This window comes from Mesorhizobium sp. M2A.F.Ca.ET.043.05.1.1 (assembly GCF_003952445.1).
GTDB lineage: Bacteria > Pseudomonadota > Alphaproteobacteria > Rhizobiales > Rhizobiaceae > Mesorhizobium.
In genome coordinates this window covers 4,568,988-4,593,389 of record NZ_CP034446.1, presented here as the reverse complement: position 1 = coordinate 4,593,389, position 24,402 = coordinate 4,568,988, and the positions used below count along the sequence as shown (strand labels likewise).

Here is a 24,402-nt window from a genome sequence, read left to right as displayed (position 1 = left end):
CCGATCCACCTTCTCCCGCAAGGGGAGAAGGAGAGGTCGGCGAAAAATCAAGCCGCCTGGCAGGCTTCAAAACTCTTCCTGAGCCGCTCGGCGTCGAGATCGCGGCCGATGAAGACCAGCCGGCTCTCGTGCTTTTCGCCGTCCTTCCAGGCGCGCTGGTGGTCGCCCTCGAGGATCATGTGTACGCCCTGCAGCACATAGCGGTCCTCGTCGCCCTTGAGCGCGATGATGCCTTTCAGCCGCAGGATGTTCGGCCCTTCCATCTGGGTCACCTTCTCGATCCAGGGGAAGAATTTCTTGGGGTCCATCTCGCCGCCGCGCAGCGACACCGACTTCACCGTCACGTCATGGATGTCGGAAGCATGGTGGTGATGGTGATCGTGGCCGTCATGATGATGGTGGTCGTGGTCGCAGTCCGGGCCGCATTCATGGTCGTGATCGTGGTCATGCGCCTCGAGGAAGTGCGGATCGTTCTCCAGCGCGCGCGACAGGTCGAAGGCGCCGCGGTCGAGCACTTCGTCGAGCGCCACGCCGGACCTCTGCGTACGATGGATCTTTGCCGCCGGGTTGATGGCGCGGATCGTTGCTTCGACCTTTTCCAGCTCTTCCGGCGTGACGAGATCGGTCTTGTTCAGCACCACCACGTCGGCGAAGGCGATCTGGTCCTCGGCTTCCTTGGAATCCTTCAAGCGCAGCGGCAGGTGCTTGGCGTCGACCAGCGCCACCACCGCGTCGAGCTTGGTCTTGGTGCGCACGTCGTCATCCATGAAGAAGGTCTGCGCCACCGGCACCGGGTCGGCAAGGCCGGTGGTCTCGACGACGATGGCATCGAAGCGGCCGGGCCGTTTCATCAGGCCCTCGACGACCCGGATCAGGTCGCCGCGCACGGTGCAGCACACGCAGCCATTGTTCATCTCGTAGATTTCCTCGTCGGATTCCACGATCAGGTCGTTGTCGATGCCGATCTCGCCGAACTCGTTGACGATGACGGCGTAGCGCTTGCCGTGGTTCTCCGACAGGATGCGGTTGAGCAGCGTCGTCTTGCCCGCGCCGAGATAGCCGGTGAGAACGGTTACGGGGATTTGCGTCTGTGCATCGCTCATGGCTTGCCTCGAAGTCTTGGTCTCGAAAAATCTGGATTGTCGGCCTCATATAGGATGGGCGTCGCGCTTTTGCACGCGTCAAACCGATGGGCCAGGCGGACCCTCCTACGGGGATGGCGGCGAGGAGGGATTTGGTGGCGGTCGAGGCCGACCAAACGGGGAGCCGCGTGCGCTCCCAATGGCCGTTCCCCGTTGCCGCTGTGAATCTCCGCTCCTCAAAAGTCGTTTGTCATCTAACTGAAATAAACATCTGGCATCACCTGCGCGGGCACCGCAATGCTTGCCGGCAAAGCGTTCCGCAAGCTGGTTTCTTAGAGATCGTCATTTGCCAATCGTCGGACAGCCTCTATGCTGGCCGCGCCGGTTGGGCCGAAGAGGGAATGGCCATGGCCAAGGCGGACAAGACAGCGACAATGAGCCGGCTGCATTCGGCGGCGAGGCTGGCGCGCACGGCGCTGGCGGCGCGGCTTCTGGCGCATGGCTTTTACGCCGGCCAGGACCAGATCATGCTGGCGCTCGACCGCGAGGACGGCCAGACCCCCGGCAACCTCGCCGGCAAGCTCGGCGTGCGGCCGCCGACCATCACCAAGACCATCAACCGGCTGCAGGCCCAGGGTTTCCTCGAAAAGCGCGCCTCCAACGCCGATGCCCGCCAGGCCCATATCTTTCTCACCGAGTCCGGCCGCGAAACAATTCGCGCCATCGAAAAATCGGTCAAGAAGACCGAGAAACAGGCGCTGAGGGGCCTCGACAAGAAGGACCAGAAGGCGCTGTTCAAGCTGCTCGCCCGCATCGAGGCGAATTTGTCGAACGAAGATCTGGTCCTGATCGACGACGACGCGGAGATGGATGAGGCGTGAAAGCGCGACGCGCAGCGTCGTCGCTCCACGCACCCACGTTAGAGTTGTGCTATAAGCGCGATGCGCAGCATCGTCGCCCTTGCGGCTAGGCCGTCGCACCCGATCCCTTCACCAGCGCCGCCCAACGCCCCGGCGTCATGCCGAACGCCTTCTTGAAATGCCGGTTGAAATGGCTTTGGTCACTGAAGCCGGCGCCGGCGGCGATCTCCGCCAGCGCTTCTCCCTCGGCTATCATGCGCCGCGCTCTTTGCAGCCGGCGCATCAATAGGAAGCGATGCGGGCTGGTCGAATAGGTGGCGCGAAAATGGCGTGACAGCGCATAGCGGTCGAGGCCGGTAACGGCCTCCAACTCGTCGGAACGCACCGCACGCTCGGCATTCTCCGCAAGATAGTCTCGGGCAAGTGCCGCCGCGCGCCACGCGGTCTTGCCTGTTGATTTTGCCGGCTTTCCGGCGTGGCGTCTCAGCTGTTGCGCCAGCTGCGCGACGAAATCCGCCACGAACAGGTCATCGAGCTCTTCGTCCAACGGCGTTAGCGCCGACAAAAGCGTGTCCCGCAAGTGAGGATCGTCGACCACGGCGTTGCGTACGAAAGGCAGCGCCTCGCCGTCAAGGCTGTCGAGCAGCAGAGATGGCTCCAGATAGAGGATCCGGTAGCGCAGTCCGTCTTCCGTGCCGGCGCCGCCGTCATGCAATTCGTCCGGATGCAGCACGATCGCCTGGCCGGGCAGGCTGTGTTGCAGCGCGCCACGATAATGAAAGCGCTGCACGCCGTGCAATGTCACGCCGATGGCATAGGTGTCGTGCCGGTGCGGCTCGAAGGCATTGCCGTGGAAACGCGCCTCGATGCGTTCGAGGCCCAGCCCGCCCGGCGCCGAAACGATGCGATCGCCATTGGCCGCGTCCGCGCACGAACGTTCAAGACCTTGCTTCGCTTCCGCGCCTAGAGCCTGCGCCATCGCCCTGTTCCGCCCGTCACAGGCCATCCCGGAATCTCAATCTTGGTGTTCGATACGAAAATTGCAATTGTTCTCAGAGAGGATCTGCCGGTCTGGCAGAAACTCAACGTCACCGCCTTTCTGACCAGCGGCATCGCCGCACAGTTTCCCGAGATCATCGGCGAGCCTTATCGCGACCGTGCCGGCAACCTTTATAACCCGATGTCGATCCAGCCGGTCATCGTCCTTTCGGCCGATGCGGCGACGCTGGGCACGATCCACCGCCGGTCATTGGAGCGCGGCGTGACGACATCCGCCTATGTCGAGGAGATGTTTTCGACCGGCCACGATGCAGCCAACCGCGCCGTCTTCGCCGAATTCGCGCCGGACGATGCCAAGGTCGTCGGCATCGCCCTGCGCGGCGAGAAGAAGCTCGTCGACAAGATCACCAAGGGCGCCCGCATGCATGCCTGAGTCTTTGCTGTACCCATGCTGGCGGGTCGCCCTAAGGAACAAGGCGAGCGTTCCAAATTTGCCACAGGCCTCCCAGCTTCGTCATCCTTGGGCGTAGCGACGCGCAGCGGAGCGAAGACCCAGGGATCCATGCCGTGACGTAGATCGAATGGTGCAGCGGTGCAGAATTCTGCACAGCTGGCGGAGCGTCAATGTAACGGCATGGATCCTCGGGTCTGCGCCGCGTCGCTTCGCTCCTTGCTCCGCCCGTGGATGACGACGGCGAGCGCGGTCAGGCCAATCGCCAACGGACGGTGCGCTCTAAGCCTGTCCAAAGCGCTTGTTGGGCCAGTCGCTTTTGGCTTGCCGGCCAGCGGCGATTGCCGCAGAAGGGGACGTCTATCCTCCCTTCGGCACGACCTTGAGCATTCCCAAAAACAACGACGACAGCGCAACGCCGCCCGCGGCGATGCTTTTGATGCTTTGCGTCTATGTCTGCTTCACCTTTCTCGACACCTCCAGCAAATATCTGGTGCTGGCCGGCGTCTCGGCGCTGATCGTCGCCTGGGCCCGCTTCACCGTCCATGTCTTGCTCGTCGGCGTCTTCCTGCGCGGCTGGCGCGAGCCGGCGCGCTTTCGCGCCAATAACCTGCCCGCGCATATATCGCGCGGCTGCATGCTTTTCGGCTCGACCATGTTCAACATCCTGGCGCTGAAGACGCTGCAGCTGGCCGAGACGACGTCGATCTATTTCTTCGGCCCGATGGTCATCACCGCCCTTGCCGGCCCGCTGCTCGGCGAATGGGCCGGCTGGCGGCGCTGGCTGGCGATCCTCACCGGCTTTGTCGGTGTCCTGATCATCACCCGGCCCGGCGTGGGCGTGTTCGGCATCGGCCATCTCTTCGCGCTGGGCTCGATGCTGTCGAACAGCTTCTATGTTATCATGACGCGGCGCATGTCTGCGACCGAAACATCCGAGAGCTTGATATTGTTCTCGGCGCTGGCGCCTTCGGTGCTGCTGGCTCCGATGCTTGCCTTTGCGCCCGCGCTGCCGCATGGCGGCTTTCAATGGTTCGTCGTCCTGATGCTGGGTGTCTTCGGCGCCGGCGGCCACTATCTGCTGGTCCGGGCCTATCGCCTGGCGACCACGACGCAACTGGCGCCTTTCCCTTATTCGCAGATGGTGTGGATAATCATCTCAGGCTGGCTGATCTTCCACCAGTTCCCGGACCGCTGGACCTTATTGGGTGCTGCCATCATCGTTGCCAGCGGCCTCTACATCATCCATCGCGAGCATCGGCTGCGCGTGCGCAATTCCGCCTCCCTCGACACCGAAGCCGAGGCGCTGGCGAAAAAACTTTGATTTGCTCCGAGTCCGGTGGCATAAGGCCGTTTAAAAAATTTAAAGACGTAGATCCGAAGACCCTGGGGAGCGAAGGGCACTGGCACAGAAGATCAAGCTTTCGACGATCGCGGATGCGCTCGGCGTCTCCACGGCAACGGTATCGCTGGCGCTGCGCGACAGCCCGCTGGTGGCTGGAGCCACGCGGGAGCGCATCAAGGAGCACGCGCGGGCCATCGGCTATATCTACAATCGTCGCGCCGCCTCGCTGCGCACCTCGCGCTCCGGCATCGTCGGCGTCGTCGTGCACGACATCATGAACCCGTTCTTCGCCGAGATCCTGCGTTCGATCGAAAGCGAGCTCGACCGCAGCCGCCAGACCTTCATCCTGTCCAATCACTACGACCAGCTCGAAAAGCAGCGCACCTTCATCGACACGCTGCTGCAGCTCGGCGCCGACGGCGTCATCATGTCGCCGGCCATCGGCACGCCGGCCGAGGACATCATCATGGCCGAGGAAAACGGCCTGCCGGCGGTGCTGATCGCGCGCAGCGTCGCCGGCGCCGACGTGCCGGTATTCCGCGGCGACGATGCCTATGGCACCGCGCTTGCCACCAATCATCTGATCTCGCTCGGCCATAAGCGCATCGCCATGGTCGGCGGCACCGACCAGACCTCGACCGGCCGCGACCGTTACCAGGGCTATCTCAACGCGATGGAGGCGGCCGGCCTGGAGGTGAAGCCGTCCTGGCGCATTCCCGGCCCCCGCACCAAGCAAGCCGGCTTCGAAGCCGCGGGGCAGTTTCTGGCGTTGAAGGACAAGCCGACCGCCGCCTGCTGCTGGAACGATCTGGTCGCCATCGGGTTGATGAACGGCATCGCGCGGGCCGGCCTCGTGCCGGGCGTCGATATCTCGGTCACCGGCTATGACGATCTCGAGGAGGCGGCAATCGCAACGCCGGCCCTGACCACGGTCTGGAACGGCCAGCGCGAGGTCGGCCGCCGCGCCGCGAGCGCCTTGCTCGACAAATTGAACGGGCAGGCGGTGCGGCCATCGCAGGAACTGATCAAGCCGGAACTGCATGTGCGGCAGTCGACCGGCAAGCCGGTGGAGCGTGCATGACCATTGCAGAAGGAAAATTGCCGGTCGCCATCCTGGTGCCGGGCGATTTCAACGATCATGCCATCAGCCGCATAGACAAGGCGTTCATTCTTGTTCGCATCGAACGTGCCGACCCTTCGCTGGTCACGGAAGAGATGCGCGCCACGGTGCGCGGCATCGCCTCCTACGCGGGCATCAACGCGGCGATGATCGACGCGCTGCCCAACCTTGAGATTATCTCCAGTTTCGGCGTCGGCTATGATTCGGTCGATGCCAATCACGCGGCCAAGCGTGGCGTCATGGTCACCAACACGCCCGACGTCCTGACCGAGGAGGTTGCCGACACCGCCATCGGCCTGTTGATCAACACCGTGCGCGAGCTCTACGCTGCCGAGAAGTGGCTGCGCGACGGCGACTGGGTGAAGAAGGGCAATTATCCCCTGAGCCGGCTTACCTTGCGCGGCCGCAGCGTCGGCATTTTCGGCATGGGCCGCATCGGCCGCGCCGTCGCCCGCCGCATCGAAGCCTTCGGCCTGCCGATCGCCTACCACAATCGCCGCAAGGTCGAAGGCGTGGCTTACGACTATCATGCCACTTTGAAAGGCCTTGCCGAGGCCGTCGACACGCTGATCTGCATTGCTCCGGGGGGCGCCTCCACGGAGAAGGCGATCAATGCCGAAATCTTGTCGGCGCTGGGTTCGAACGGCGTCTTCGTCAATATCGGCCGCGGCTCGGCGGTGGACGAGACCGCGCTGGCCGCCGCCCTGAAGAACGGTACCATCGCCGCCGCGGGGCTCGACGTCTTTGCCGACGAACCGAACGTGCCGCGCGCCCTGCTCGACGCTGCTAATGCCTCGCTTCTGCCGCATGTCGGCTCGGCGTCCGTCCACACCCGCCGCGCCATGGCCGACCTCTGCGTCGACAATCTCGTCGCCTGGTTCACCGAGCGCCGGCCGCTCACGCCCGTGCCGGAGACGATCAACGTCAAGGCGCGCGCCTGACAGGCAGGCTTGCCGCATTTGTTAACGCCTGCTTAACCCTTTGGAAACATTCTGCATATGTGGTTATGCATATCGCCTCGGGTTTGCGGATGGCGGCAATATGCAGGAACCAGAGGCAAGAAGCGCGGCGCGCGTGCGGTGCGGAGAGACAGGGTGAAGCTGTTAGCCGGTTTGGTCGCGTCGGTTGCGTTGTTCGGGGGCGTGCAGTTCCTTGATGGCGGCGATAGCGAAAGCGCGGCCGTCGAGCCCGCCGCGTCAAGCACCTACAGATTGACCGCCAATGGCGACGAAGCTGCCTGCGCCGTGCAGCGGGGCGCCGCCGTCTCGGACGGCCTGTCGCGACTCAAGATCGCCCCGGATTGCCGCCAGCTGATGCCCGGCATCGAGCGGGCAAAATTCTGGCGCGAGCAGGCGGATGGTTCAGTTGCCTTCAGTGAGAACGGCATCGATCCGATCGTCACTTTCGGCGTTGCCGATGGCGACGGCTACGAATCCTACGCGCTGTCCGCGCCGCTTCTGGCTTTGAACAACGACGGCGGCAACTAGTACCTTTAAAGGTCACCGTTTGTCCTGGTGCAGGGTTTTCCACGCATGTCCGTGAAATCAGCGCAAACGCCGGGGATTGCTTGAAGCCACCCCAACCTCGTCATTCTATGGCGGAGCAAGGAGCGAAGCGACGCGGCGCAGACCATAGAATCCATGCCGTGACTTGGAAGCGCCGCCACGGTGCAGGATTTTGCTCGGTTGCGCGCCCTGGCGAAGGTAACGGCATGGATTCTAAAGCGCGTCGCGTTTAATTGGCCTCATATCCGGCAGCTTTGAAGAAGTTTCTGCACTGTAGCGGGTCGAACAGGTCGCATATGTCCTTGAGCGCGTTGCATAAGGCGTCGAAGGATCGCGCGGCCTTCTTTCTGAGCAGCGCCTTGAGTTTCGAGAAGGCCATTTCGATTGGGTTGAGGTCCGGCGAGTAGGCCGGCAGCGGCAGCAGCCAGGCACCGCGCTGGCGCACCAGCTCGGCCGCCCGCTCGCTCTTGTGGAAGGCGACATTGTCGAGGATGACGACGTCGCCCGGTTTGAGTTCGGGTGCAAGCTGGGTTTCGACATAGAGTTCAAAACGCGCCTTGTTCATCGGCGCATCGATGATCCAAGGCGCGATCATGGCATGGCATCTCAAGCCGGCGATGAAGGTCTGCGTCTTCCAGCCGCCGAACGGCGCGGATGTTCGATAACGTTGGCTCTTGGGCGCCCAGCCGGTTCGCTTGGTCAGCCGTGTGTTGGTCGAGGTCTCGTCAATGAAGACGAGGCGCGTCAAGGCCTTGTCGAAGAACGGTTTGCGCCGCCCGATCCAATGCTCGCGCGCCTGCCGGATGTCGGGACGCTGGTGCTCGCTCGCCCGGAGTGTCTTTTTTTGTGACTGAGGCCCAGCCGGTGAAGCAGACGGGCCACGTTCGACCGGTGCACCGTGATGCCGCGCCCGTCCAGCTCCACGCACAGTTCATCGAGCGTCAGATCGCCATTCTCGGCCATCCGCTGGCGCACGAAGTCGGCATGAGCGGCCAGCTTGCCGCCGCCAGGGCCGTGGCCTTGCCGGCGCGGCTCAAGCGTACCTCTCTCGGCGCGCAGCTTCATCAGATCGTTCACGAACTTCGGCGAAACCCTAAAATGACGCGACACCTCACGGTTGCTGTTGCCCTCATCCACAAACGCCGCAACACGCTTACGCAACGCCATCGGTAACGGCTTGCCCATCACGGTTCTCCCTTCCACCGCAATGAATCATCAAACCGTCACTCTGGGAATCCCGAATCCTTTAAAGGGCGACGCGCTTTAGGGTCTACGCGGTACGCTTCGCTTCCCGCTCCGCCCTAGAATGACGATTGCGATGAGCGGTTTTCCGTCCGGAATTGCGTCAAAAACCAGAGATAGTTATTCCGCCGCGGCGCGCACGCCCGCCTTTGCCGCCGCGTGCAGCCGCACGGCATCTCCGAAGGCCTTGAAGATCTTGGCGGAATTGCTGTCCGACTTCACCCAGTATTCAGGGTGCCATTGCACGCCGACCGCGAAGGCGCGGGCGTCCTTGACGGAAACCGCTTCGATCGTGCCGTCGGTGGCCAAAGCCTCGATTTGCAGTTTCGAGCCGAGCCGGTCGATCCCCTGCCGATGCAGGGAGTTGACCTTGATGTCGCCGGCGCCGAACACCCCGGCAAGGCAGCTGCCCGGCTTGATCGAAACCGTCTGATGGATGGCGAAGCGCTCGTCCTGATTGTCGCTCACCGGCGCGCGATGGTCGAGCGAGCCTTCGCGCTCCTGGATTTCGGTGCCCAGCGTGCCGCCCAGCGCCACGTTCAGCTCCTGGATGCCGCGACAGATCGCAAGCACCGGCACGCCGCGCTCGAGCGCCTTGCGGATCAGCGGCAGCGTCGTGGCATCGCGCGCCTGATCGTAGGGACCGTTGGCCTCGCTCGGGTCGCCGTCATAAAGCGAGGGATGCACATTGGATTTCGAACCCGTCAGCATGACGCCGTCGACTGCCGACAGCATTTCGTCGAGGTCGAGCCGGTCGCCGAAGGACGGCACCAGCAGCGGGAACACGCCGGCGCCGGCCACCGCCGCTTCCAGATATTGCTGGGGCGCGGCGTGCCAGGTGTAATTGTCGAACTGGCGGACGTCGGTTGAGACGGCGACGAGCGGTTGCTGCATTTTGAGTTTGGTTTCCATCAGGCCAAGGAATTGTTCTGCCTATAAAATAAGCGATCCGTCGCGGCTTTTCCATGGCAAGTTTGGCCGCCTCGCATGGACCAGGGAAGTGAGCGTTAGACTATAGTTGCAGATGGCGGCCGAATGGCCGCTAGCTGGGTCGCGGCGCTGGACTCGACTTCTTGCCCGTGTATGGTTCTCGACAACCGATCCGGGCACCGAACAAGTCCCGGCATCGGTCAGCTGATCCGCAAGGGAGGAAACTTAATGGATCGTCGTTCATTCATCCGCAAGGCCGGTGCGTCCGGCGTGGGCGCCGCGGCAGCGGCCGCGACGCTCGCCGCGCCGGCCATCGCCCAGTCCAATCCGAAAGTGACCTGGCGGCTTGCGTCGTCCTTCCCCAAGTCGCTCGACACGATCTATGGCGGCGCCGAGGTCTTCTCCAAGATGCTGTCGGAAGCGACCGATGGCAATTTCCAGGTCCAGGTCTTCGCCTCGGGCGAACTGGTGCCCGGTCTGCAGGCGGCGGACGCCACCGCAGCCGGCACGGTCGAAGCCTGTCATACGGTGGCATACTATTACTGGGGCAAGGATCCCACCTGGGCATTGGGTGCGGCCGTGCCGTTCTCGCTCAATGCGCGCGGCATGAATGCCTGGCACTACCATGGCGGCGGCATCGACCTGTTCAACGAGTTCCTGGCCACGCAGGGCCTTTTCGGCCTGCCGGGCGGCAACACCGGCGTGCAGATGGGCGGCTGGTTCCGCAAGCAGATCAACACGGTCGCCGACCTGTCCGGCCTGAAGATGCGCATCGGCGGTTTTGCCGGCAAGGTCGTGCAGAAGCTCGGAGTCGTGCCGCAGCAGATCGCCGGCGGCGACATCTACCCGGCGCTGGAAAAGGGCACGATCGATGCGGCCGAATGGGTCGGCCCCTATGACGACGAGAAGCTCGGCTTCTACAAGGTCGCGCCCTATTACTACTATCCCGGCTGGTGGGAAGGCGGCCCGACCGTGCACCTGCTCTTCAACAAGGCCAAATACGAAGAGCTGTCGCCGGCCTACAAGTCGCTGGTGCACACCGCCGCCCAGGCGGCGGACGCCAACATGCTGCAGAAATACGACTTCCTCAATCCGGCGGCGGTGAAGCGGCTGGTGGCCGGCGGCGCCAAGCTGGCGCCTTTCAGCCAGGAAATCCTGGCGGCCTGCTTCGAAAAGGCCAACGAAGTCTATGCCGAAATGGAAGCCAACAACGCGCCGTTCAAGAAGATCTGGGAATCGATCAAGGGCTTCCGCAAGGAGCACTATCTCTGGGCCCAGGTCGCCGAATACAATTACGACACCTTCATGATGGTGCAGCAGCGCAACGGCAAGCTGTAGGAGGCGATTAGCCCCTTCTCCCCGTCGCTATACGGGGAGAAGGTGCCCGAAGGGCGGATGAGGGGCAGCGCCGGCTTCCGCAATTAATTCGCCCTGGATCAAATTGGCAGAGTCGAAGCCTAGGCTTTGCCTTACCTATCCGGCGCTTGCGCCGCCCCTCACCTGCCTGCCGGCATCCTCTCCCCGTATAGTGACGGGGAGAGGGGCTGTCATCGAGGGTTTCGCCAATCGCCGACATTGCAAGATTGAACTTCTACCTCAGCCCGGCACCACCAGCACCTTGACCTCGCCCGGCGCCGGCGGATTGGCGATGACGTCGGGCGCATCCTCCAGGCTGACCTGCCTTGAGATCAGCCGGTCGATCTCGATCGCGCCCGAGGCAATCAACTGCGCCGCCCTTGCATGCGTGAACGGGTTGAGGAAGGAGCCGAGCACCTTCAACTCGCGAAACAAGAGATCGAACGGCTCAATCTCCACCTTCATGCCTTGCGGCACCACGCCGACGATCACGACCGTGCCGCCGGCCTTGGCAATCCGCATCGACTGTTCGACCGTGTCGCGCACGCCGGCGCATTCCAGCACCACGTCGACGCCGCCGGGCGTCAAACCATTCGGCCCGGCGATGGCTGCGACCGGATCGGCGTCGCTTGGATCGACCGTTGCCGTCGCGCCGAGCACCTCGGCAAGCGCGCGGCGCGAGGCCTGCCTGGTCGACAGGATGATGGTCGCAGCACCGGCGAGCTTCGCCAGTTGCACGACGAGCAGGCCGATGACGCCGCCGCCGAGCACCACGACCGACGCGCCCGGCCGGATCGCTGCCAGGTCGACGCCGTGCAGGCAGCAGGCCAGCGGCTCGCAGAAGGCGCCATGCGCTGGCTTGAGATCCGCGGGGAGCCGGAAGGCCTCCTTGTGCGGCATCAGCACATAGTCGGCAAAGCCGCCGTCGCGATGGATGCCGATGGCGCTGAGATTGCTGCAGAGATTGACGCGGCCGGCATGGCAGTGGGCGCAGCGCCCGCAGGCGATGTTGGGATCGCCGGTGACGCGGTCGCCCACGGCAATGCCGGACACTGCCGCGCCGACGGCTTCCACGATGCCGGAGAATTCATGGCCGAGCGTCACCGGCGGCGTGCAGGGGAACTCGCCGTGGAAAAGGTGCCGGTCGGTGCCGCAGACGCCGCAGGCCTCGATGCGCACGAGAACATCCTCGGGTCCGGGAACGGGCTTGGGAATCTCGCGCAACCCGATCTTGCCCACCGCTTCCAACCGCACGGCTCTCATGGTCCACCTCAGAGCAATTTCAGGAAAAGTGTGAAGCGGTTTTCCGTCCGAAATTGCGTCAAAACAAAGAGATAGGACATTTCGGCGTTTCTGTGAAACGGTGAAATGTCCTAGTTGAATTTGGGCGGCTGCGAGAGGTCGGGCGCCGGTGCCGCCGGCTTGGCCGGCGCGTCGCCGAAGCTGGGCGGCTGCGACAGGTCGGGCGTGCCTGGCGCCGCCGGCGCGCCGCCATTCGCGGGCGCCGCGCCGTTATTGGCGGGCGGCGTGCCGAGCGGCGACAGCGAAGGCATGTCGGGCAGCTTCAGGTCTATCGTGCTGGGCTCCACCGCCACTCCCTTGTAGCGCATGACCATCTGCGGGAAGGCGATGGTGAGCCCGATCATGATCACCTGAATGCAGACGAACGGCACGGCGCCCCAATAGATCTGCCCGGTAGAGACCGGCGCGATCTGCTTGCCGGTGATCCTGTCCAGGTAAGGCACGCGGGCCGCGACCGAGCGCAGGTAGAACAGCGCGAAGCCGAATGGCGGATGCATGAAGCTGGTCTGCATGTTGACGCCGAGCAGCACGCCGAACCAGATCAGGTCGATGCCGAGCTTGTCGGCGGCGGGCGCCAGCAGCGGCACGATGATGAAGGCGAGCTCGAAAAAATCGAGGAAGAAGGCAAGCACGAAGACCAGGATGTTGACGCCGATCAGGAAGCCCGTCTCGCCGCCGGGCAGCGAGGTCAACAGATGCTCGACCCAGATGTGGCCGTTGACGCCATAGAAGGTCAGCGAGAAGACGCGCGCGCCGATCAGGATGAACAGCACGAAGGAGGAAAGCCTGGTCGTCGAGGCGAGCGCCTGTTTGACGACGTCGAGCGTCAGCCGCCCCTTGGCCGCCGCCATGATCAATGCTCCGACCGAGCCCATGGCGCCGCCCTCGGTCGGCGTGGCGATGCCGAGGAAGATCGTGCCCAGCACCAGGAAGATCAGCGCCAGCGGCGGGATCAGCACGATAACCACCTGCTGCGCCAGCTTGGACATCATGTTGATGCGCAGCCGCTGGTCGACGATGGCGGCGACATAGATGACGATGACGCCGACGGCGAAGCCGAGGATGTCGGCATTGTCGCCCTGTGTCGGTGCAAGATAGCGATAGGCGCCGTAGGAGATCGCGCCGGCAATCAGCAGCGCCACGATCAGCGACAGTACGCCGTGGCCGAGCGTGCGGGCCTCGAGCGGCAGCGCCGGCATCGAGTTCGGCCGGACGATCGACATGATCAGGATGTAGAGCATGTAGATGCCGGTCAGCACGATACCCGGGATCAAGGCGCCGGCATACATGTCGCCGACCGAGCGCCCGAGCTGGTCGGCGAGCACGATCAGCACCAGCGAGGGCGGGATGATCTGGGCAAGCGTGCCGGAGGCCGCGATGACGCCCGCCGCCAGCCGCCGGTCATAGCCGTAGCGCAACATGATCGGCAGCGAGATCAGCCCCATGGCGATGACCGAGGCCGCCACCACGCCGGTCGTTGCGGCCAACAGCGCGCCGACGAAGATGACCGCATAGGCAAGGCCGCCGCGGATCGGCCCGAACAGCTGGCCGATCGTGTCGAGGAGGTCTTCGGCCATCCCTGAGCGTTCGAGCACGATGCCCATGAAGGTGAAGAACGGTATCGCCAGCAGCGTGTCGTTGGACATCACCCTGGTGCCGTAGAAATTGTCCGGCAGCGCATGCAGCAGCGGCCAGGCGAGGTTGATCGACCCGCCGGAATAGGGCGAGACCAGCACGCCGATGAAGAAGAACAGCAGGCCGTTGGCGGCGAGCGAGAAGGCGACGGGGTAGCCGATCAAAAGGAAGATGATCAGGGAGGCGAACATGATCGGCGCCATGTTCTGCGCGATGAACTCGATCATGGGCGGACCTCGCCGGCAATGGCTTTGGCTTCCTCGGCCAAGGCCTCCGCCTCGAGCCTGGCCTGCTCATGCGCCGATATGAAGGGATTGGGATCGTCCATGTCGCCGCGCATAATGGCGATCTTCTTGATGATCTCGGAAACGCTTTGCAGGGCCAGCAGGAAGAAGCCGACGAGCAGGATGGCCTTGGCCGGCCAGACGATCAGGCCGCCGGCGTTGGTCGACATCTCGCCGCTGTGGAAGGACAGCGACACATAAGGCACGAAATAGACCACCATCAGCACGACGAAAGGCATCAGGAAGAACAGGTGGCCGAGCAGGTCGATCCAGTGCTGCACGCGCCGCGAGAACATGCCGTAGACGATGTCGATGCGGATATGGTCGTTCTGCTTCAGCGTGTAGGCCGCGGCCAGCATGAAGGCGGCGCCGAACAGATACCATTGCAGTTCGAGCCAGGCATTGGAGGAGGTGTCGAACACCTTGCGGATGACGGCATTGCCGGCGCTCACGAGGATCGCGAGCAGGATCAGCCAGGAGATCCAGCGGCCGATGAACTCGTTGATGCGGTCGATCGTCCTGGATAGAGCGAGAAGCCCTGCCATGCATATCCTCCCTGACAATGCGGCGCGCCCGATTCCCCCTCCGGTGTCGCGTCGCCTGGCCCAACGGTATGCAGTGCGTGGTCCGGCAGGTCAACATGGCAAAGCCGCGCCGAACAGATCGATAAGCCGCGCAGAGGCGGAATGCCGCCGCCTGACGATGCGTCATTCAACCAAAGTCTGGGATGCTTAAAGCATGTCTCCTGAAAGTGGGAACCGGTTTCGGGATAAAGACATGCGTAAAACCAAAAATCTAAAGCTCATGGAGCGAATCTGAAAGATCGCGACGCGCTTTAGGCGATCTTGGCCTGGTCGCGCCCGGCGCCGATCAGCACCAGCATGGCGACGAGGAAGAGATAGATCCAGGCGTCGCGCCATTCGAGCGGGAAGTAGCCGGCCCAGAGCGATTCAGCCATGCCGAAGGCCGCGGCGCCAAGGGCCGCCCGAAGCGGCGACAGGTAGCCGCCGACCGCCGTCACGAACAGGATCTTCAGGCCGTAGACCAGCCCGGTGCCGAAGGAGACATTGCCGTAGTAGAGGCCGGCAAGCACCCCGGCCAGGGCCGCGCAGAAACCGCCGAACAGCACGGCGCGGCGGAACACCGCGCGCACATCGACCCCGCACATAGCCGCTGCCTTCGGATCGTCGGAGACGGCACGCCAGGCGCGGCCGAAGCGCGAATGCGAAAACAGCCAGGCCGCCAGCGCCACCAGCGCGACGACCCCCGCGCAGTCGAGCAGCTGGATGACGGTGAGCGTGACCTTGAACTCTTCACCTTCGGCGAAAATGACGGGATCGGCGAGCATCGGCGGCAGCCACAGATCATGCGTGTCGGCGGCGATGCGGCTCGCCTCCGACAGGAAGATCAAGATGCCGAGCGTCGTCACCACGATGGCGTTGGGCGAGCGGTCGGCGAGCCTCTCGAACACGCTGCGCGACAGGACGTGGCTGATCAGCGCGGCGTAGAGCAGGGCCGCGGCCACGCCGAGCGCCACCGCGGCGGCGAGCGTCAGCCACAGCGCCTGATAGCCGAAGGCGGCGGTCAGGATCATCGTCTGGCCGCAAAAGGCGAACAGCGCGCCATAGGCTAGGTTGGTGCGGTGCAGGATGCCGTTGGTCAGCGCATAGCCGAAGGCGAGCAGCGCGTAGAGCGCGCCTGAATGCAGCCCGTTCAGCACCTGCTGGAAGAAATAGAGCATGCGGCGTCCTTGGGGCCGCATGACGCGACCCTGCATGGAGCGTTACATTCGGAATCTAACTTGTCAAATGCGTTTTATCGGTTAGATTTCCCTTATGACGGTTTCCTGGACCCCGCACCGCTTCACCGGCGGCATTCTTGCGCTCGATACGGCGAACACCGTGGTGCTGCGCAACGATCCGCAAAAGTCCTTCGACCGTTTCGACGACCCGGCCGAGATCGCCCGCTTCGCCGAGGCGGCCAGCGGCTTCCGCGCCGCCGAGCTCGGCGGCCGGCGGCTGCGGGCGCCGGAGCCGGGCGAGATCAAATCGACCGTCATCTCGATCCGCGAAGCGACCGATCGTCTGTTTCGCCATGCCGTGTCGAATGGCGCGGTGGCGACCAACCACCTGCCGGATTTCCTCACGGCCTGCGCCAGCGGGCTGTCCGGCAGCGCGACCGAGATCGGAACGCCTGGCCAGCCTTTCGGCGACCCGCGAACGCCGATCGCCTTCGAGGCGGCTTTGGCCGTCTCGGCGCTGTCGCTGCTGCGCGACGAGACGGTGGCGAGGCTGAGGATCTGTCCCAATTGCAGCTGGCTGTTCGTCGACCGCAGCCGCAACGCCAGCCGCTTGTGGTGCGACATGGCTGTCTGCGGCAACCGCCAGAAGGCAAACCGCTATTACCGCCGCCGCACGGCGGCGAGGGAGGTTCCGAATGCTTAGAAAACTGTCGCGTTCGGCTTTGATCGGCGCCGCTCTGGTCGCCGCTGTCGCGCTCGGCGCCTGCCGCGACACCGGCAAGGATCAACTCTTCGCCATCTCGGGAAAACTGTTCGAGTTCAACTACCGGCTGGCCATCGCCACCTATGTCATCACACTGAAGCCGCTGCGGCCGATGGTCGACGGTCAGGTCGCGGTGGTGAGCTTCCAGAATCCCGCCGGCGGCGACCCTCTCATCGTCAACCAGAAGATCTGGCCGAAGCTGCCGCACATCACGCTCACCAGCCCGCCGCTCACCTGCGTGGTCAAAGATAAACCCTATTCCGTCTCGATCCGCATCGAGGATGCGAGCGGCACGCTGCTGCAGAGCATCGATACCACGATGACCTCGTCCGAGGACCAGACGATGCTGCCGGACCGGCCGCTGGTGATCGGGCCGAAATACGAGCTCAACCCGGACCTTGCCGGCCATCCCGACGGCAAGCTGCCCGATGCCCAGAAGCCGGATTGCTCCAAAGCGACCTGAGCCGCGAAATTTTTGTTCCTCACAAAGCGGTTAATTTAGCATGATCTTGCATGCGCCGCCGGCCACTCGCCAGACCGTTTGTTGCGTGTTATCTGGCCTCTGTGATTTTGTTTGACCTCACCGCCTAGGGACGAAAGACTGCGACGTCCCACTCCGACGTTGGCTGCCTGATTTGAGGCGCCTCCGCAGAGGAAATACCTGATGACGCTGCACGACGTCGCGCTCGACGACAAGTTCGACCTTGGCAAGGAGCGCATCTTCCTATCCGGCGCGCAGGCCGTCGTGCGCATGCTTCTGATGCAGCGCGAGCGCGACCGTCGCGCCGGCCTCAACACCGCGGGCTTCGTTTCCGGCTATCGCGGCTCGCCGCTAGGCGGCCTCGACATGCAGCTGTGGCGGGCGAAGAAGCAGCTTGCGCAAGCCGACATCGTCTTCCAGCCGGGCCTCAACGAGGAACTCGCCGCCACCGCCTGCTGGGGCTCGCAGCAGACCGAATTACTGGGCGAGGGCACGCATGATGGCGTTTTTTCGATCTGGTACGGCAAGGGCCCGGGGGTCGACCGGTCCGGCGACGTCTTCCGCCACGCCAATCTTGCCGGCTCTTCCAAGCATGGCGGCGTGCTTGCCCTGATGGGCGACGACCACATGGCCGAATCCTCGACCAACGCGCATGCCACGGAATTCCTCTTTGTCGACACCATGGTGCCGATCCTCAATCCGGCCGGCGTCCAGGAGATCATCGACTACGGCCTCTACGGCTTTGCCATGTCGCGCTTCGCCGGCACCTGGGCGGCGATCAAATGCGTCAAGGACAATATCGAATCGACGGCCTCGGTCGACGCCTCGATCGAGCGTCTGGGTATCGTCATTCCCGAATTCGACATGCCGCCGGGCGGCTTGAACATCCGCCACGAGATCGACATGCTCGGCCAGGAAGAGCGGCTGCACGAGTACAAGCGCGCCGCCGCCTCGGCCTTTATCCAGGCCAATGGGCTGAACCGCATCGTCTATTCCGGGGGCCGCAATCCCAAGCTCGGCGTCATCACTATCGGCAAGAGCTATCTCGACGTCCGCCAGGCGCTGGAGGATATCGGCATCGACGAAGCGGCCGCCAACCGCATCGGCATCCGCCTGTTCAAGGTCGGCTGTCCGTGGCCGTTGGATTTCCAGCACATCGCCGACTTCGCCCGCGGCCTCGACACCATCGTCGTCGTCGAGGAGAAGCGCTCGCTGATCGAGGTGCAGCTGCGCGAGAACCTCTACGGCACCGCCACCCAGCCGGTGATCGTCGGCAAGAAGGACGAGCGCGGCGACTGGCTGTTTCCGGCCAAGGGCGCGCTGGATCCGAACGAAATAGCGATTGCGCTCGGCGAGCGGATCCTGCGCACCATTGGCCCGTCCGAGGAGATCGCGGCGCGGGTGGCGAAGCTGCGCCAGTTCCAGGCGATGCTCGCCGACACGCTCGATATCGGCTCGCGCACGCCCTTCTTCTGCTCGGGCTGCCCGCATAATTCCTCGACCAAGGTGCCGGACGGCTCTCTCGCCGCCGCCGGTATCGGCTGCCACTTCATGGCGCTGTGGATGGACCGGAACACCGTGGGCTTCACCGCCATGGGAGGCGAGGGCGCGCAATGGGTCGGACAGGCGCCGTTCTCCAAGCGCGACCACATCTTCCAGAATCTCGGCGACGGCACCTACAACCACTCCGGCGTGCTGGCGATCCGCTTCGCGCTGTCCTCCGACGCCAACATCACCTACAAGATCCTCTACAACGATGCCGTCGCCATGACCGGCGGCCAGCCGCATGAGGGCGGCCTGACCGTCGACATGATCGCCAGGCAAGTGCGCGCCGAGGGCGTCGAGCGCATCGCCGTCGTCACCGACGAGCCTGGCAAATATGCCGGCAAGGCCGATTTCCCGGCCGGCATAACCATCCACCACCGCGACGATCTCGATCTCGTCCAGCGAGAATTGCGCGAGGTGAAAGGCGTTTCGGTGCTGCTCTACGATCAGACCTGCGCCGCGGAAAAGCGCCGCCGGCGCAAGCGCGGCACCTTCCCCGATCCGGACAAACGCGTCTTCATCAACGAGCTCGTCTGCGAAGGTTGCGGCGATTGCGGCGTGCAGTCCAACTGCGTCTCGATCCAGCCGGTCGAGACCGAATTCGGCCGCAAGCGCCGCATCGACCAGTCGAGCTGCAACAAGGATTTTTCCTGCCTCAACGGTTTCTGCCCGTCTTTCGTCACCGTGCATGGCGGCAAGATCAGGAAGGCCGAAGGCATTGCCGGCAGGGCCGATCCGCTGGACGGCGTGCCAGCGCCGGCCGAATTCCGCATGGGCAACCAGGGCTGGGCGGCGATCATCGACGGCGTCGGCGGCACCGGCGTCGTCACCGTCGGCGCGGTGCTCGGCATGGCCGCGCATCTGGAAGGCAAGGGTTGCGGCATGATCGACATGGCGGGCCTCGCCCAGAAGGGCGGCTCGGTCTTCACCCATGTCCGCATCGCCCCGACGCCTGAGGACATTCACGCCATTCGCGTTTCGGCCGGCAAGGCCGACCTCGTGCTCGGCTGCGATCTCGTCGTCTCCGGCGCCAAGAAGGTGCTGGGCGCGGTGCGCGAGGGCCACACGATCTTCCTCGCCAACACCGCCGAGATCATGCCCGGCGAATTCACCCGTTCGGCGGACTTCTCGCTGCCGGTAGAGCGGCTGAAGAAGGCGATCCGGGCGGCTGCCGGCGACGACAAGGCGCATTTCTTCGACGCCACCCGTACCGCGACCGCTTTGTTCGGCAATTCGCTCGGCGCCAACATGTTCATGCTTGGCTTCGCCTTCCAGCATGGCGGCCTGCCGCTTTCGGCTGAAGCCGTTGAAAAGGCGATAGAATTGAACGGCGAAGCGGTGGCGATGAATATCGCCGCTTTCCGCTGGGGCCGCCGCGCCGCGCATCAGCCCGATTTCGTGCGTGGCCTTGTCGCCCAGACCGGCAAGCCTGCGTCCAAACCGGCCGAGACGCTGGATGATGTCATCGCCCGCCGCGTCGCCTTCCTCACCGCCTACCAGAACGCCGCTTACGCTAGGCGCTACGCCGACCGCGTGGCGGCGTTGCGCGCCGCCGAGGCGAAGGCGATTCCAGGCTCGACGGTGGTGACTGAAGCGGCGGCGAAAAACCTCTTCAAGCTGATGGCGATCAAGGACGAGTATGAGGTGGCGCGTCTTTATACCGACGGCACTTTCGCCGCCGACCTCGCCAAGCAGTTCCAGAGCTACGAGAGGCTTGAATTCCATCTCGCGCCGCCGATCCTCGGCCGCCGCGGCAATGACGGCAAGCCCAGGAAATCGAGCTTCGGCCCGTGGATGATGAAGGGCTTTCGGCTCCTGGCGGCGATGAAGGGCCTGCGCGGCACCGCCTTCGACCTCTTCGGCTACACGGCCGAGCGGCGCATGGAGCGGCAATTGCTGAGCGAGTATGAGGCCGATCTCGACCTCATCGCCGGCGCGCTGGCGCCGGGCAGGGTGGAGGCCGCGACGGCCCTGGCCTCCGTGCCGGCATTGATCCGCGGCTACGGCCATGTCCGACAGGCCAGCGCCGCGAAGGCGGCGGGCGAGCGCTCGCGCTTGATCGAGCGCCTGGCCCAGGCTCCGGCGGAGCCGACGCTTCGCGCCGCCGAGTGACCGCGCCGGCGCATTGACGGCGCGCCAGAACTCCCGGATTCCCTGGTCTGTCCCGCCTGCTGCAACCCTCCGCAACCGGGGTTGAACGCCGTTCTAAGCCTTTCTTAAGGCGGGTGTGGCATGACAAGGCGTAGCGTTGGGCCAGCGGCATGGGTAGAACAAAGACCGAGAACATCCCGGCGGATGTCTATATCCAGTTCGTGCGGGCATTGTTCGACAACGCCGGCATGGTTGCGATCGGCGGCGTATGCTACTGGATTCTCGGGTTCATGGTCTACCTGCGTACGCAGGATCTGCTTTATCTGACGTTGGCTTTCGTCATGCTATCGGCCAGCCTCTGGCGGTACTTCAGCATCCGAGGCTTCCATAGAGCGGGCGGCACCATAGCAAGTGTCGCAGAGGCAGAAGCGATAGAGCGCAATTACATTCTCAAAGGTAGCGCGCAGGGCCTCGCATTGGGGTCATTCTGCTTCGTGTCGATCTACCTGCGTCCTGATCAATTTGCTGAACTGGCGTCGGTGTCGTTGTCGTTGACGACCCTGGTAACGGTTGTCGGACGAAGCTACGGCTCCATGCGCATGGTCCAGATTTTTTCCTTGACCCTCGTCGGGCCCGCGGCTCTTGCGCTCATCCTGCGCATGGATATGGCTTCTGTCGTCCTCGGCTTGATGATCTTCCCGTTGACGTTCGTCACCATCAACAGCGCCGACCATGTCCGCAACGTGCTCTTCTCCGCCGTCATCGGCCACAAGCAGGCCGGGAACCTGACGCGCCGGTTCGATCGCGCGCTCAACACCATGTCGCACGGCCTGGTCATGCTAGGCCCGGACGGGCGCGTCGCGGTGGCCAATGCCGAAGCCGCCCGCCTGATGTCGCTGAGATCGGGCGACGCCTTGCTTGGACGCTCGATCCACGGCCTTTTGATGCGCGGCGTCGCCGGCGGCATGCTGGCGCCGAAAGACTGCCGCTACATCGAGGCGCAGCTGACGCGCGCCCTGCGAGAAGGCCGCGACCGCAAGGTGCTCGTTTCGCTGGCCAATGGTCAGCATTACGAATTCTCCGCCCGCGAAGGCAGCCAGGAACTCGGCGTCATCACCTTCGAGGACGTGACGGTGCGCGTCGAGGCGGAGGAAAAGATACGCTTCATGGCGCGCTACGACAATCTGACGGGCCTGCCGAACCGCGCTTATTTTCACGAGCTGGTCCGTGAGGCCATGGCCTCCGGCGAGCAGGATCGGCTCTGCGGCCTCGCGGTGCTCGATCTCGACGACTTCAAGAGCGTCAACGACACGCTCGGCCATCCGGTCGGCGACGGGCTGATCTACGCCGTGGCCGAGCGTCTCGCGGCGATTGCCGGACCGGGCATCACGGTCAGCCGCTTCGGCGGCGACGAGTTCATGATCTTCTTCGACCGCGTCGAGGACGAAAGCCACCTCGGCACCCTGCTCGACCGGATCTTCGCGGACCTGCAGGGCGAGGTGGACGTCGCCGGCCACGGCTTGCGCATCCAGGCCAGCGGCGGCGCGGTGCTGTCCAAGGTCAAGGACACCGAGGTTGATGCAATGATCGTCAAGGCCGACCTTGCCCTCTACAAGGCCAAGGAACTTGGCAAGAACAGCTGGCGGCTGTTCGAGGCGGCCATGGATGCCGCCTTCCGCAATCGCCAGCTGATGAAGGCCGACCTGCGCAATGCCGTGCAGGCCAAGGATTTGCGCGTGGTCTATCAGCCGATCGTCTCCGTCAGCACCATGCGCATCGCCAGTTGCGAGGCGCTCTGCCGCTGGGACCATCCCGACCTCGGCCCAATCTCGCCCGGCGTCTTCATTCCCTTGGCGGAAGAGATGGGCATCGTTTCCGACATCAGCACCTTCGTGCTGGAGGCAGCCTGCGCCGAATGTGCCAAATGGCCGGCGCAGACAAGCGTGTCGGTCAACCTGTCGGCCAAGGATTTCCGCAGCCGCGACATCGTCCAGAAGGTCAGGGACGCCTTGGCAAAGTCGGGCCTTGCGGCGCACCGGCTCGAAATCGAGGTCACCGAGACCGCCTTGCTCGATGACAAATCGCTGACGCGCGAATCGATCGAGGACTTGAAGGCGCTTGGCGTGCGCATCGCGCTTGACGATTTCGGCACCGGCTACTCCAGTCTGAGCTATCTCCACAAGCTGCCGCTCGATAAGATCAAGATCGACCGCTCTTTCCTGGTCGATATGAACCAGAACCGGCAGTCGCTCGATCTGCTGAAGGGCATCGTCAGCCTGTCGCGGACATTGGGCCTTTCGGTCACCATCGAAGGGGTCGAGACCTTCGAGCAGCTGAAGACGCTGGTTCATCTGGTCAAGCCGGACTTCGTGCAAGGCTTTCTGTTCGGCGCCGCGCTCAGCGCGTCGGGCATCGAGACGATGTCGAGCGTCACATGGCCATTTGTCGCGGACCTGCATATCGCCGGCAAACGAACGGCCAGCTGACCGGATTTCCCGGGCAAAGCGCAAAACGGCTTCCACTTCGCAGAATTACGACCCGTATTGAGAGCCCACCAAATATATTGGCCGCTACAGGACAAGTGTAGGCTGGGCATGCCTCGGCGCTTTCGAAGCTCTGAATTCGAAATGATTTCATCAGTTACAACCGGTCGGTATTAGACGGTCGATCGCGTCGGGATTTGCTTTTTTCGCGCATGATCAGCGCAACTGGGGCCAGGCATTAAGGTTAACAAGAGGTAAATCAGCAGTATCGAATTTTCAGCTTGTGTCTCATTTCAACTCGAATAGCCTTAGTCGCAGGCGGAATTCGAGGACGGACAATGGATGCTGCGAGGAAGAGTGCGTCGGCCGACGCCAGCGCGAGGATGGACTCCGCGCTCAACCGGTCGATGATGGAACTGCTGGATCATGTCGAATATCGCCTCATCACGGGGGGTGAAGATCAGGAGGCGATCTATCGGCTCCGCTACAATTCCTATCGGCGCTCAGGTATGTGTGGTCCGATCGCGAGTGGGATGTTCGAGGATCGCTGGGATAATCTACCCAACGCCTATCGGTTCGGTGTCTATTGCTATGATCAATTGGTCAGCACACTGCGTTTCCATTATATTACCAGTGCGCAGCCGTACTCGCCTTCGGTCGATGCCTATCCCGAAGTCTTGCTTCCACGGCTCGCCCGCGGCGAAACCTTCATTGACGGAACCCGCTTCGCAGCCGACCCCGACAGCGCGCCGGCGCCGGGGGTGCTGCCTTTCCTGACGCTCAGGATCGCCATGGTCGCGTCCTGCTACTTCGGTCAGGACTCGGTGCTGACGCCGGTCAAGATGGAGCATTCCTCTTTTTACGTTCGTTACTTTCAGGCCGTGCAGAGGACGGAGGCTAAAGCATTTCCGGGCGTTCTTCCCCCGCTCGCACTGTTCGAAATTCCGGCCGGCGAAAACATGCGCCTGACACTCAAACGATTGCCGTTCTTCAATTCGACGCCGATGGAGCAGCGTCTGATGTTCGGCAATCCGGCCATTAACCGGCTGACGCCCCTCTCGATCGTGCCGACGGCGAAATACTATCGCGCCGCTGCCTGAACGCGGGCCATGAACCTTTTGCCGGCTGCGGCGTTAGCAAGCAATTCCAGGAAAGTGTGAGCGGTTTTCCGGCCGGAATTGCATCGC

20 protein-coding genes and 1 pseudogene are annotated in these 24,402 nt (G+C 63.6%); 12 read left to right on the top strand and 9 right to left on the bottom strand.

Going from position 1 to position 24,402, the window contains the following annotated elements; genetic code table 11:
* Positions 1–47: 47 nt before the first annotated feature.
* On the bottom strand, positions 48–1,103 hold the full coding sequence (locus EJ069_RS22230; RefSeq protein WP_126063129.1) for a GTP-binding protein: 1,056 nt from the start codon (positions 1,101–1,103) through the stop codon (positions 48–50).
* A 386-nt stretch (positions 1,104–1,489) separates the two neighbouring features.
* On the opposite strand from EJ069_RS22230, the gene EJ069_RS22225 reads away from it, so the two are divergent.
* Positions 1,490–1,963 (top strand): MarR family transcriptional regulator, encoded by a 474-nt coding sequence (locus tag EJ069_RS22225; protein ID WP_042645190.1) that lies wholly within the window; start codon positions 1,490–1,492, stop codon positions 1,961–1,963.
* Positions 1,964–2,048: 85 nt separating this feature from the next.
* Here EJ069_RS22225 and EJ069_RS22220 read toward each other — a convergent pair whose 3' ends face one another.
* Positions 2,049–2,921 carry an AraC family transcriptional regulator gene (locus EJ069_RS22220; protein WP_126063128.1) on the bottom strand — a complete coding sequence of 291 codons (873 nt, stop codon included), beginning with the start codon at positions 2,919–2,921 and terminating at the stop codon, positions 2,049–2,051.
* Positions 2,922–2,966: 45 nt separating this feature from the next.
* On the opposite strand from EJ069_RS22220, the gene EJ069_RS22215 reads away from it, so the two are divergent.
* The 5 genes from EJ069_RS22215 to EJ069_RS22195 all read left to right on the top strand — a co-directional run bounded on the left by EJ069_RS22215 (position 2,967) and on the right by EJ069_RS22195 (position 7,344).
* Entirely contained in the window at positions 2,967–3,374 is a 408-nt protein-coding gene (locus tag EJ069_RS22215; RefSeq protein WP_126063127.1) for a DUF2000 family protein, read from the top strand.
* 457 nt (positions 3,375–3,831) lie between these two features.
* On the top strand, positions 3,832–4,716 hold the full coding sequence (locus EJ069_RS22210; RefSeq protein ID WP_189476542.1) for a DMT family transporter: 885 nt from the start codon (positions 3,832–3,834) through the stop codon (positions 4,714–4,716).
* 79 nt (positions 4,717–4,795) lie between these two features.
* Positions 4,796–5,818 carry a LacI family DNA-binding transcriptional regulator gene (locus tag EJ069_RS22205; protein ID WP_042645188.1) on the top strand — a complete coding sequence of 341 codons (1,023 nt, stop codon included), beginning with the start codon at positions 4,796–4,798 and terminating at the stop codon, positions 5,816–5,818.
* On the top strand, positions 5,815–6,798 hold the full coding sequence (locus tag EJ069_RS22200; RefSeq protein ID WP_126063125.1) for a 2-hydroxyacid dehydrogenase: 984 nt from the start codon (positions 5,815–5,817) through the stop codon (positions 6,796–6,798). Before EJ069_RS22205 ends, EJ069_RS22200 begins: the two co-directional genes overlap by 4 nt.
* A gap of 153 nt (positions 6,799–6,951) precedes the next feature.
* Positions 6,952–7,344: a hypothetical protein gene (locus EJ069_RS22195; RefSeq protein WP_126063124.1), complete on the top strand. Its 393-nt coding sequence runs from the start codon at positions 6,952–6,954 to the stop codon at positions 7,342–7,344.
* 247 nt (positions 7,345–7,591) lie between these two features.
* Here the strand turns inward: EJ069_RS22195 and EJ069_RS33365 are convergent, their stop codons facing one another.
* The 3 genes from EJ069_RS33365 to EJ069_RS22185 form a co-directional block, all read right to left on the bottom strand.
* Positions 7,592–8,143, bottom strand: coding sequence for an IS630 family transposase (locus tag EJ069_RS33365; protein WP_245456694.1), 552 nt, complete (start codon positions 8,141–8,143; stop codon positions 7,592–7,594).
* Positions 8,107–8,547 (bottom strand): transposase, encoded by a 441-nt coding sequence (locus EJ069_RS33360; RefSeq protein WP_245456242.1) that lies wholly within the window; start codon positions 8,545–8,547, stop codon positions 8,107–8,109. Before EJ069_RS33360 ends, EJ069_RS33365 begins: the two co-directional genes overlap by 37 nt.
* 177 nt (positions 8,548–8,724) lie before the next feature.
* A complete protein-coding gene (locus EJ069_RS22185) occupies positions 8,725–9,498 on the bottom strand; it encodes a gamma-glutamyl-gamma-aminobutyrate hydrolase family protein (RefSeq protein ID WP_126063123.1) in 774 nt (257 codons plus the stop codon).
* A 264-nt stretch (positions 9,499–9,762) separates the two neighbouring features.
* On the opposite strand from EJ069_RS22185, the gene EJ069_RS22180 reads away from it, so the two are divergent.
* Complete coding sequence (locus EJ069_RS22180) at positions 9,763–10,872, top strand: TRAP transporter substrate-binding protein (RefSeq protein WP_126063122.1); 1,110 nt, start codon at positions 9,763–9,765, stop codon at positions 10,870–10,872.
* Positions 10,873–11,130: 258 nt separating this feature from the next.
* Here EJ069_RS22180 and EJ069_RS22175 read toward each other — a convergent pair whose 3' ends face one another.
* From EJ069_RS22175 to EJ069_RS22160, 4 genes are all read right to left on the bottom strand, one after another.
* On the bottom strand, positions 11,131–12,153 hold the full coding sequence (locus EJ069_RS22175; protein WP_189475927.1) for a zinc-dependent alcohol dehydrogenase family protein: 1,023 nt from the start codon (positions 12,151–12,153) through the stop codon (positions 11,131–11,133).
* 110 nt (positions 12,154–12,263) lie between these two features.
* Positions 12,264–14,054: a TRAP transporter large permease subunit gene (locus tag EJ069_RS22170; RefSeq protein WP_189475925.1), complete on the bottom strand. Its 1,791-nt coding sequence runs from the start codon at positions 14,052–14,054 to the stop codon at positions 12,264–12,266.
* Entirely contained in the window at positions 14,051–14,656 is a 606-nt protein-coding gene (locus EJ069_RS22165) for a TRAP transporter small permease subunit (RefSeq protein ID WP_126063120.1), read from the bottom strand. The genes EJ069_RS22170 and EJ069_RS22165 overlap by 4 nt, the downstream gene beginning before the upstream one ends.
* Positions 14,657–14,946: 290 nt before the next feature.
* Positions 14,947–15,852 carry a branched-chain amino acid ABC transporter permease gene (locus tag EJ069_RS22160; protein WP_126064839.1) on the bottom strand — a complete coding sequence of 302 codons (906 nt, stop codon included), beginning with the start codon at positions 15,850–15,852 and terminating at the stop codon, positions 14,947–14,949.
* 94 nt (positions 15,853–15,946) lie between these two features.
* Here EJ069_RS22160 and EJ069_RS22155 point away from each other — a divergent pair, with 94 nt between their 5' ends.
* The 5 genes and pseudogenes from EJ069_RS22155 (at position 15,947) to EJ069_RS22135 (ending at position 24,315) form a co-directional block, all read left to right on the top strand.
* The gene (locus tag EJ069_RS22155) at positions 15,947–16,555 is read left to right on the top strand and encodes a CGNR zinc finger domain-containing protein (protein ID WP_126063119.1); all 609 of its coding nucleotides are present in this window, start codon (positions 15,947–15,949) and stop codon (positions 16,553–16,555) included.
* Positions 16,548–17,078 carry a hypothetical protein gene (locus EJ069_RS22150; protein WP_042645179.1) on the top strand — a complete coding sequence of 177 codons (531 nt, stop codon included), beginning with the start codon at positions 16,548–16,550 and terminating at the stop codon, positions 17,076–17,078. Before EJ069_RS22155 ends, EJ069_RS22150 begins: the two co-directional genes overlap by 8 nt.
* A 189-nt stretch (positions 17,079–17,267) precedes the next feature.
* Positions 17,268–20,753: pseudogene (locus tag EJ069_RS22145) on the top strand (indolepyruvate ferredoxin oxidoreductase family protein); the annotation flags it as partial.
* A gap of 149 nt (positions 20,754–20,902) precedes the next feature.
* Positions 20,903–23,218: an EAL domain-containing protein gene (locus tag EJ069_RS22140; RefSeq protein ID WP_126063117.1), complete on the top strand. Its 2,316-nt coding sequence runs from the start codon at positions 20,903–20,905 to the stop codon at positions 23,216–23,218.
* Positions 23,219–23,553: 335 nt separating this feature from the next.
* A complete protein-coding gene (locus EJ069_RS22135) occupies positions 23,554–24,315 on the top strand; it encodes a hypothetical protein (RefSeq protein ID WP_126063116.1) in 762 nt (253 codons plus the stop codon).
* Positions 24,316–24,402 lie beyond the last annotated feature (87 nt).

Bases quoted from the DNA above. Each gene is read 5' to 3' on its own strand.
- EJ069_RS22150 (WP_042645179.1), top strand. From the start codon at position 16,548: ATGCTTAGAAAACTGTCGCGTTCGGCTTTGATCGGCGCCGCTCTGGTC.
- EJ069_RS22210 (WP_189476542.1), top strand. From the start codon at position 3,832: ATGCTTTGCGTCTATGTCTGCTTCACCTTTCTCGACACCTCCAGCAAA.
- EJ069_RS33360 (WP_245456242.1), bottom strand. From the start codon at position 8,547: ATGGGCAAGCCGTTACCGATGGCGTTGCGTAAGCGTGTTGCGGCGTTT.
- EJ069_RS22155 (WP_126063119.1), top strand. From the start codon at position 15,947: ATGACGGTTTCCTGGACCCCGCACCGCTTCACCGGCGGCATTCTTGCG.
- EJ069_RS22160 (WP_126064839.1), bottom strand. From the start codon at position 15,852: ATGCTCTATTTCTTCCAGCAGGTGCTGAACGGGCTGCATTCAGGCGCG.
- EJ069_RS22185 (WP_126063123.1), bottom strand. From the start codon at position 9,498: ATGCAGCAACCGCTCGTCGCCGTCTCAACCGACGTCCGCCAGTTCGAC.
- EJ069_RS22135 (WP_126063116.1), top strand. From the start codon at position 23,554: ATGGATGCTGCGAGGAAGAGTGCGTCGGCCGACGCCAGCGCGAGGATG.
- EJ069_RS22165 (WP_126063120.1), bottom strand. From the start codon at position 14,656: ATGGCAGGGCTTCTCGCTCTATCCAGGACGATCGACCGCATCAACGAG.
- EJ069_RS22225 (WP_042645190.1), top strand. From the start codon at position 1,490: ATGGCCAAGGCGGACAAGACAGCGACAATGAGCCGGCTGCATTCGGCG.
- EJ069_RS22200 (WP_126063125.1), top strand. From the start codon at position 5,815: ATGACCATTGCAGAAGGAAAATTGCCGGTCGCCATCCTGGTGCCGGGC.
- EJ069_RS22230 (WP_126063129.1), bottom strand. From the start codon at position 1,103: ATGAGCGATGCACAGACGCAAATCCCCGTAACCGTTCTCACCGGCTAT.
- EJ069_RS22140 (WP_126063117.1), top strand. From the start codon at position 20,903: ATGGGTAGAACAAAGACCGAGAACATCCCGGCGGATGTCTATATCCAG.
- EJ069_RS22220 (WP_126063128.1), bottom strand. From the start codon at position 2,921: ATGGCGCAGGCTCTAGGCGCGGAAGCGAAGCAAGGTCTTGAACGTTCG.
- EJ069_RS22170 (WP_189475925.1), bottom strand. From the start codon at position 14,054: ATGATCGAGTTCATCGCGCAGAACATGGCGCCGATCATGTTCGCCTCC.
- EJ069_RS22175 (WP_189475927.1), bottom strand. From the start codon at position 12,153: ATGAGAGCCGTGCGGTTGGAAGCGGTGGGCAAGATCGGGTTGCGCGAG.
- EJ069_RS22180 (WP_126063122.1), top strand. From the start codon at position 9,763: ATGGATCGTCGTTCATTCATCCGCAAGGCCGGTGCGTCCGGCGTGGGC.